This window comes from Thiocapsa sp. (assembly GCF_035467215.1).
Classification (GTDB): domain Bacteria; phylum Pseudomonadota; class Gammaproteobacteria; order Chromatiales; family Chromatiaceae; genus Thiocapsa.
On the sequence record NZ_DATITZ010000054.1, the window covers coordinates 1 to 8,231 of the forward strand.

9 protein-coding genes are annotated in these 8,231 nt (G+C 63.5%); 6 read left to right on the forward strand and 3 right to left on the reverse strand.

Features of this window, described 5'->3' with window-relative positions; genetic code table 11:
* The first annotated feature begins 182 nt into the window (after positions 1-182).
* From VLR48_RS02625 to VLR48_RS02650, 6 genes are all read left to right on the forward strand, one after another.
* On the forward strand, positions 183-479 hold the full coding sequence (locus VLR48_RS02625; protein ID WP_325290285.1) for a hypothetical protein: 297 nt from the start codon (positions 183-185) through the stop codon (positions 477-479).
* A 258-nt stretch (positions 480-737) separates the two neighbouring features.
* Positions 738-2,078, forward strand: a complete 1,341-nt coding sequence (locus tag VLR48_RS02630; RefSeq protein ID WP_325290286.1) for a galactosyldiacylglycerol synthase — start codon at positions 738-740, stop codon at positions 2,076-2,078.
* Between the two features lie 12 nt (positions 2,079-2,090).
* Positions 2,091-2,456, forward strand: a complete 366-nt coding sequence (locus VLR48_RS02635) for an EamA family transporter (protein ID WP_325290287.1) — start codon at positions 2,091-2,093, stop codon at positions 2,454-2,456.
* Between the two features lie 228 nt (positions 2,457-2,684).
* Positions 2,685-2,945 (forward strand): hypothetical protein, encoded by a 261-nt coding sequence (locus VLR48_RS02640; RefSeq protein WP_325290288.1) that lies wholly within the window; start codon positions 2,685-2,687, stop codon positions 2,943-2,945.
* Positions 2,946-3,037: 92 nt separating this feature from the next.
* A complete protein-coding gene (gene pstS, locus VLR48_RS02645; RefSeq protein WP_325290289.1) occupies positions 3,038-4,081 on the forward strand; it encodes a phosphate ABC transporter substrate-binding protein PstS in 1,044 nt (347 codons plus the stop codon).
* Positions 4,082-4,102: 21 nt separating this feature from the next.
* Positions 4,103-4,459 (forward strand): hypothetical protein, encoded by a 357-nt coding sequence (locus VLR48_RS02650; protein ID WP_325290290.1) that lies wholly within the window; start codon positions 4,103-4,105, stop codon positions 4,457-4,459.
* Positions 4,460-4,550: 91 nt separating this feature from the next.
* On the opposite strand, the gene VLR48_RS02655 is transcribed toward VLR48_RS02650, so the two are convergent.
* The 3 genes from VLR48_RS02655 to VLR48_RS02665 all read right to left on the reverse strand — a co-directional run.
* A complete protein-coding gene (locus tag VLR48_RS02655) occupies positions 4,551-5,315 on the reverse strand; it encodes an HAD family hydrolase (RefSeq protein WP_325290291.1) in 765 nt (254 codons plus the stop codon).
* 213 nt (positions 5,316-5,528) lie between these two features.
* The gene (locus VLR48_RS02660) at positions 5,529-7,379 is read right to left on the reverse strand and encodes a pyruvate kinase (RefSeq protein WP_325290292.1); all 1,851 of its coding nucleotides are present in this window, start codon (positions 7,377-7,379) and stop codon (positions 5,529-5,531) included.
* A 242-nt stretch (positions 7,380-7,621) separates the two neighbouring features.
* The coding region (locus tag VLR48_RS02665) for a hypothetical protein (RefSeq protein WP_325290293.1) at positions 7,622-8,231 on the reverse strand (610 nt) is incomplete at its 5' end.

Below are 8,231 nucleotides of genomic sequence, written 5' to 3' on the forward strand. Positions count from 1 at the left end.
CTCCCGACGGAGCAGCCCCATCGCCTTGATCCAGAAGGGTGACTGGCGCGGATCGGAGTCAATCCGCGACCTTTCAACGAGAACCGCGGGCGCGTTGGCGGTACCAAAGTGGCACTTCCCGACCGACACACGCGTGCTTCGGTGCGAGAAAAGAGGTCGTGCCATTGATCGGGGTCAGCTAAATGGTGACCTATGAGGTGGACTGCTTCCGTGATCTGTTCAGCGGTCACCGCGACGAGCTGATCTACTTCCACAGCCCCGCTCAGTTCCTCGCGAACCTCGACTGTCCAAACCGACTTGGTGCCCTGCGCAGCATGGACATCACCTTGGTGGTCGGCAACGAAGATCCATTTTTCGATCACAATCGCCGGTTCAGCCACTTGCTCTGGGCGAAAGGGATTTGGCATGCGCTGCACGTGTGGGACGGCCGTGCGCACCGCGGCCACGATTGGCGGCGCATGGCGCCGCTCTATGTCTGAGGCCAGGTCTGAAACCGGTTCTGAAACCGGCCCATTCGCGATCGCGGATCGGGATGGCATGCCTCTCGCGCGTCGATTGCACGGGATCGGATCTGGCCTCGGCGGGCGTCACACGATTGTCACCGGAACCGTCGATAATCCTGGACACTTTGACCGACTGTGGTCCAGCCGCCAGGAACCTTGCGTCGTGACTCTTCTCCCGCTGGCTGAACACCACAGATCCCCTCGCCGTTGCCGTAGCGCTCGGCGAGTCCCCTCATGACGACCGTCGATCTGATCTGGTTCAACGCCGGGGGTGGTCATCGTGCCGCGGCGCTCGCATTGGAGCAGGCGATCAATGATCAGGGTCTGCCCTGGCGTGTGCGCAAGGTCAACCTAACGCAGGTTCTGGACCCGCTCGGGTACTTTCGGCGGGTGACCGGGATGGAGCCCGAGGACATCTACAATCGGCGCTTGGCCACCGGCTTTACGCTCGGCCTGGCGCAGGAGCTGAAACTTCTGCAAGGCATGATCCGCTGGACGCATGCCCTCATGGTGCAGCGGTTGGCATTGCATTGGCGAACGACCCGGCCCGATCTCGTCGTTTCGCTGATCCCGAATTTCAACCGAGCGCTGCACGACAGCTTGGTGCTGGCCGACCCCGGCGTACCCTTCGTCACGGTGCTCACCGACATGGCCGACCACCCGCCGCACTTCTGGATCGAGCCGGGCCTCGCCCAACACCTGGTGTGCGGGACCGACTACGCATATTCGCAGGCTGTGGCCGCCGGCTGCTCGCCGGACCGCGTGCATCGCAGCAGCGGGATGATCCTGCGCCCGGAGTTCTATGCGCAGGCCCCCATCGCACGGGCCGAAGAGCGGCAGCGTGTGGGCTTGGATGCGGCGACGCCGACCGGTTTGGTCTTGTTCGGCGGCACCGGCTCCCGGGCGATGAAGGGCATCGCCGCTCGTCTGCCCAAGACCCCTCTGATTCTGATGTGCGGTCGCAACGAGGCGCTGGCAGCGGAGCTCCGCGCTCTGCCGACGGAGGCGCCGCGTGTCGTGGTCGGTTTCACGACCGAGGTTGCGCGATGGATGCGGCTGGCCGATTTCTTTATCGGCAAACCGGGACCGGGCAGTCTGAGCGAGGCCGTTCACCAGGGACTCCCGGTGATCGTGACCCGCAATGCCTGGACCATGCCGCAGGAGCGCTGGAATACCGAGTGGGTGCGCGAACATGGCCTGGGAGTCGTGCGAAACAGTCTTCGGTCCATCAACGCAGCGGTCGAGGACATCACGCGGAACCTACCCGAGTATCAAGCCAGGGTGCGCCGGATCGAGAACCGCGCTGTTTTCGAGGTGCCGCAGATCCTCGCGACAATCCTGGAGAAGGCGCGACAGCCTGCTCGGGTTGCGGGCGGAGTGCCGGTGTTGGGCCTAGTCGATGCGTCCTCGGATGAGCGCGAGTATGTCGCGGCCGATCGGGCGGCCGGTCTCGAGTGCCCGGCCGCGTTGCGAGCCTACTCCTCGAAGGCTCTGTCCAAGATCCCGAAGCTCGGTCGCGCCAAGCGTCAAGAACGCCATCGTGTTGCCCCTGCGATCGTGACCAAGAAATGGTGAGTGGATGAACCGATGAACACGACAATTGCTGCGATCGGCTGTGTTCTGCTTTCCGTCGCCGCCCAGTTTCTGATCAAGGCAGGCATGTCGAGCGTCGCGGTCAAGGCGGCGTTGGCGAAGCCCGCTGCATTGCACGTGGCAGGGGCCGTGATGCTCAATCCCGCCATCATCGGCGGCTTCGCGCTCTACACCCTCGGCGCTGTCGTTTGGCTGTGGGTGCTGGCGCGCTGGGACGTCAGCAAGGCCTACCCGTTGGAAGGTCTGGGATTCGCCTTGGCGTTGCTGGTTGGGTTTCTGATCGGAGAGCAGGTCACCCTGCTGCGCACCTTGGGCGTGTTGTTGATCTGCGCGGGCGTGTTCGTCATCAGTGCAAGTTGAACATGATTCGTCGACTACCTGGTCCGGGATCTCGGCGGTGGTGACCTCTTCGTGCCGCCTCCGTCGGACTTCTCGCCCAGGTCGTTTGTACCCTTGTAGTCGCCCTGACGGGTTCTCCGCCGGCCGGCATTCCTATTCCTGCCGGCCGAGCGTGAGGTCGAGCGGTCGGGCCCGGGTATGGAGTCGGCGCTCCTCCGATCTCCCGAACGCGCCTACTTGAGGTAGCACATGACAGAAACAGATCGGAGAACACCCCTCGAGAAGGTCGAAGCGCTCTATGAGGAGCTCGTCGAGTGGTACGAGGAAGGCTCGGATCGCGAGCTACGCGCCGCATCCAAGCTGCTGCTGATCGGGCTCCTCAAGCTTAAGGCGCATGGCGGGTTCGGGTGGCAGGGACTCGTCGAGGATTACGTCCTGATGCTCAAGCAGGACCCCGAGCGCTTTGCGCGGATCCTCGAGGCCAACCGAGGCGAGGGTAAAAAGGCTTGAGGTTGCGCACGCTCGCGTCCCGACACGGCGTCCGCAACGGATGCCGACCGGACCAAACACCGACCAGATCGAACATCGAGAGGAACCCCCAGATGCCCTTGTCTCCTGTCCTGCGCGTCCTGACGTTGGCCTTCGGCGCGCTGGTCTGCGCATCCTTCGGGGCGCCATCCTTGGCTTCGGACCTGATCAAGATCAACGGTGCGGGGGCAAGCTTTCCCGCCCCCCTTTATCAGCGCTGGTTCCGGGACTATTTCCTGGCGCATCCGAACATTCAGGTCGACTATCAGCCGATCGGCTCCGGGCCGGGCGTCAACAGCTTCATCGAAGGACGGCTCGATTTCGCGGGATCCGATCAACCCTTGACCGGTGAGCTGGCGCAAAGGGCAGGGGACAAGGTCCTGCAGCTCCCGTTGACGGCGGGTGCGGTCGTCTTGACCTACAACCTTCCGGGAATCGACGGGCTCAGGCTCTCGCGCGAGGCCCTCGCCGGCATCTTTCTCGGCTCGATCGCCCGTTGGAACGATCCGCTGATTCTTGCGGCCAATCCGGGTGTCGAGATCCCGGATCTGCCGATCGTGGTGGTGACGCGGGTGGACGCGAGCGGGACGACCTCGGTCATGACCCGGCATCTGAGTGCGATCAGCGAGGCGTTCGCGACGCAGGTGGGAGAGAGCCAGTCGCCGGCATGGCCCGCATTGTTGCTGGAGCGAGGCGGTCTGATCCGCGGCCACGGAAACGGCGGTGTGGCGGCCTTCGTTCGGGCGACGGTCGGTGCCATCGGCTATGTTCAGTATGCCTACGCCCACCTGCCCGGCATGCAGATGGCATCGGTGGAGAATCGGGAAGGCGAGTTTGTTTCGGCCGGGAGTGAGTCGTTCCGGTCGGCGATCGAGGCCTTTCGGGCGAAGCTCGACCCCGCGCAACTCAGCGACCCGGAAGGTGCGGGCGCTTATCCCATCTTGTCTTTGTCCTGGTTGGTCATGCGCTCCGGCGGGGATGCCAAATCGCAGGCGATGCGGGACGTCGTGCGCTACGCGCTCACCGACGGACAGGCGGATGCCTCCAAGCTGGGGTATATACCCCTCAGTGCGAAGGCGGTCTCCCTGATTCTTCAGGAGCTCGATTCCGGAAAGTAGAACGGATCGAGGATTGCCCAAGTGATCGAATCGAATGCATTTTCCGGGATTGCGCTGGGTGTGGCGGCCAGTCTGCTGGTCGTCGGTTGCACGCAGGAGACCCAAAACAAGTTCGGGCGGACCCTCCAGAATTGGACCGGGGCAAACGGCGTCCTCGAAGTCTATGCGGGAGAGAAGCTGGTCAGGCGCTTCATCAAGATCGACAAGCTCACGACGGCCGGTGCAACTCAGGGCTCGGGTACGCGACCCTATCGCTTCGGCTTCGGGGTGCTTGATCTGAATCTGAACGGCATCCAGGACGGCGGCGAGAAATCGGTCTACTTCGAGATCAGCGACTACTCGACCAGCTATGTCTTCTACGGCGATTCCGGCTCCTGAAAAGCGAAGCGGCCGAAGGATGCATCCCGACGAGCCGAAACTCTAGCCGATAAGGCCGGATCGGCGAGGCTGGAGGCTGGAAGCCGACCCCTCAGTCCCCGCCCCGCAGCACATCGGCAACCTCCGCCATAAGCCGCTCGAAGGATGGCGTCAGGTGGTCGATCACCCCGCGGTCCTTCCGTTTGAGGCTGTTTCCGATATAGACGACGCCGCCGCATCCGACCTCGCGTTTCGCCGCTCGGACATTCTTGCGGCTGTTGTCGACGACGATACAGAACGGGGGCTCGACACCCAGCTCCTTGAGCACGAAGCGATAGCCTTGCGGATCCGGCTTCGGGTGCAGCTTGTCCTTCTTGTCGCGAGTGGAGATTGCATCGAAGACGTGCTCGGCCGGGAACATTTCCGTAAGCCCTTTCACCTCGAGAACCCGGAAGACGTTCTCCCGGACCCCGTTGGTCAAGATGGCGATCTCGATGTCGTGGTCTCTCAGCCGATCCAGGCCCTCGCGGATTCGGTCACCTGCTCGGCTGATTCCGCGATAGTCGAGGTTCCCGGTGCAGGCATGGATGAGCTTTGCGAGGGTCGGCTCGATCGGGTCATCGGCGGGCTTGAGCAGCTTGGCCGTGTGGTACAAGAGCGGTCCGAGCTGGAGACTTCCGCCCGCATCGTAGATGGCTCGCCCCGCGAGCCGCATCATCTTGAGTGCACGCTCCCCGAAGTGCGTGCTGATTGCGGCGAAGACCGATAGGGTCTGCGCCTTCAGCGCCACGTCTTCCGCTTCGGTCGTGATCACACCGTCGAAATCCAACAACAAGAGCCGAGCATCGCGCACGAGTCGGGCAGGCACTTCCGTCATGGATCACCTCGGAATCCGTGAAGGTCATTGGCGGGACCGGCTCGTCGTGGCGCCTCGACGACAGGCGGATCGAGCGGCCGCGGTCTCATATTACTCCATGGTTGACCCAAACGAGGTCGATTCCGGGCCACTACAACGCCTCATGCGTCGCACCCCGTCGATGTCGACCGGCGGACAGCCTTGCTCCACGCAGCCGTGGCAGCTCGACGGCAGCTACTTGAGCTGCGCGACCGAGAGCTTGCGCAGCGTCGCCCGTCGTTTGACGTAATGCGCGTCCATGCGTCCGATGATGCCGTCGAGGAAACGGACGGTCTCGACGATGTTCGGCCCCTTGTTGAGCATGGCGCATTCGGCCTGGATACTCATGGCGGCGTCCGAAACCTCCGCGCGTGACGGTGCTCCCTTTTTAGCCATGCCCTCGAGGATCTGAGTGGCCCAGATCACCGGCACGTGCGCCGCCTCGCAGAGCCACAGGATCTCTTGCTGGACTTCGGACAGTCGATCGAAGCCGACCTCGACCGCCAGATCACCCCGCGCGATCATCACCCCGACGGGAGGCGAGTTGAGACTCGCGAGTAGGATCCGGGGGAGGTTCTCGAAGGCCTGACGGTTTTCGATCTTGAGCACGATCCCGAGACGGTTGGCCCCGAGCCGGTAGAGTTCGTCGTGCAGACGCTCGACATCTTTTGGTCCGCGGACGAAGGAGAGGGCGACCATGTCGGCGAGTTTGACGACTGCCGGCAGGTCCTCGAGGTCTTTCTCGGTCAGGGCAGACATCTCGAGCGCGGTGTCGGGGAAGTTGATGCCCTTCTCGGCGCGCAGCTTCGCGCCGTGTGGACCGGTATGGGTGATTCTGACCCGGATGCGCTGGCCGTCGTTCTCCTCGACGAGCCCTCCGATCTTGCCGTCGTCGAACCAGACTCGGTGCCCATGCGCGACCTGCTCGAACGCGGCATCGAGGGCGCAGTGGATCTGTGCCGGAGCGACGATGCGACCGGATGCGTCCCGCTCGGCCTCCGTACCGGGTTCGTCGTGACGGGTCAACATCAGTGTGTCGCCCGGCAGGAGGCAGATGGGGTTGATCACCTCGGGGATCCCGACGATGCGCCCTTCCCCGATCGACTTGCCGTCGCGCAGGCCCGTCACCGGGGTTTCGTCCTGAATGTAGACGGTCCGCTCGCTTTCGGCGATGAATGATTGACCGAGCGTCTCGACGATCTTCAGCTCAAGGTGTTGACCGCGCGTATCGGTCAGAGCAAGACAATCGCCGACAGCGAGCCGTGCGATCAGACCGCACTCGATCCGGAGGGTGAAGCGGACATCGTCGGGGGTCGGCTCGGCCGCGGCCGCCGTCGTCAGCCAAATGCGAGCGGGTCTTGCGATGCGACCGAAGACATCCCGAGCGGGCGCCAGTCGTTTCACCCGCCCGCTTGCCCGAATGGCGCCCGTGCGGAGCTTCGGACCGGCCAGATCGGCCTGCACGCGGCAGTTGCGCCCGACGATCCGCTCCGCACGGCGCAGGTTTTCCACCATCGCGAGCCAGGCATCCGGACCGTCATGGGCGCAGTTGATGCGCATGACATCCATCCCGGCGACGAGAAGATCTTGGACCAGTTGCGCATCCGAGGCGGCTTCGCTCGGCATGGTCACCATGATGCGGACGAAGCGGTCGCGGGGCTCGGGCCCCAGAAGTGCTCGGGTGTGATCCCGAAGCAACAAGGGTCCGGTACGGAAATCGACCGGCGGCTCCGGCGCAGGACCGAAATCCTTGCCGCTGAGCTGCTCCAGAATGGCCATTACCGAGTTCAGACTGGCCAAGGCATGGGGCTCCAGCACGCCGAGCGAAGACAGTCCGAGAGCGCCGAGATCCTGCTGCAGACTGCGGATGTCGTGTTGCCGAATGCTCAGATAATGAAGGAAGTTGCGAGCGCTGTTGCGATGGCCGGGCTCGATCTTCTCGATCTCGGCGGCATAAGCCTGTTCGAATTCGACTGCACCTTCGCGGAGGGTAGCGAGTTGCGCGATCGGCCTTTCCAACTGTCGAGAGGTCGGTGTCCTGGTCATGGGTCGAGTGCCTGCGAGTCTGATAGTGGCCGCACGGGACGACCGAATCACTGCAACATAAGGCAGTTCTGTTTCAATTGTGTGATCGGGCTGCGATGCAGAGGCTGCCGAGGCGGCATCGATCAGGGCGGATCCGGAGGGTTTGTCGTCGCCCGCGGAATACTCTCGATCCGAATCGGCGGAGCGACATGTGCGGGTTGCCAACGCTCCCGGGGGCCGAGCGCGCCCTCCGGCCGGGTTCGTTAGGCGGCAGGGACAAGATGTTCGGCCGCGCCGTTGCCCTTCAGCAGGCGTGCAAGACGCTTCTTGAGCTTCGGCATCCTGAACAGCATGCCGAGGCTGTGCTTGCGTGCGTCCTTCACCAGCGTGGAGGGGTCGAAATAGGCCTTGGCGTTTTCGACGGACAGCACGAAGGGTGGTTGGCCTTCACGCGCCAGGACGTGGCTCATGATCAGGGAGCCGGTGCGGTGGTTGCCCTCGATGAAGAGCTGTGGCCGACTGAGGATATAAACATAGACACCGGCCGCGCGAAACCAGACGTTGTCGTCTCGGTGATGCGCAAGCCATTCCATCAAACCGCCGATGCCGGCATCGTGCTGCTCGTAGAAGCGCTTCTCGGTCGAGGCGATGTGAGCGGAAAACTCACGGCGCCTCTCCACATCCTGGCCACACAGCACGCAGGTGTTGAGCTCCAGCAGCCATTGCGAGTGTCCGACCTCGAAGGGGTCCAGCCCGCTCGCCAAGGCGTCGTCGACCATTCGGTAGCCGGCCATCATGTTCCGGCGCACCATGTCGGTCAACGGATCCCTGGGCGTGCTCAGGGTCAGGTTGATCCGCTCGAAATCGGCCTGA

Bases quoted from the DNA above. Each gene is read 5' to 3' on its own strand.
- VLR48_RS02625 (WP_325290285.1), top strand. From the start codon at position 183: ATGGTGACCTATGAGGTGGACTGCTTCCGTGATCTGTTCAGCGGTCAC.
- VLR48_RS02630 (WP_325290286.1), top strand. From the start codon at position 738: ATGACGACCGTCGATCTGATCTGGTTCAACGCCGGGGGTGGTCATCGT.
- VLR48_RS02635 (WP_325290287.1), top strand. From the start codon at position 2,091: ATGAACACGACAATTGCTGCGATCGGCTGTGTTCTGCTTTCCGTCGCC.
- VLR48_RS02640 (WP_325290288.1), top strand. From the start codon at position 2,685: ATGACAGAAACAGATCGGAGAACACCCCTCGAGAAGGTCGAAGCGCTC.
- pstS (WP_325290289.1), top strand. From the start codon at position 3,038: ATGCCCTTGTCTCCTGTCCTGCGCGTCCTGACGTTGGCCTTCGGCGCG.
- VLR48_RS02655 (WP_325290291.1), bottom strand. From the start codon at position 5,315: ATGACGGAAGTGCCTGCCCGACTCGTGCGCGATGCTCGGCTCTTGTTG.
- VLR48_RS02660 (WP_325290292.1), bottom strand. From the start codon at position 7,379: ATGACCAGGACACCGACCTCTCGACAGTTGGAAAGGCCGATCGCGCAA.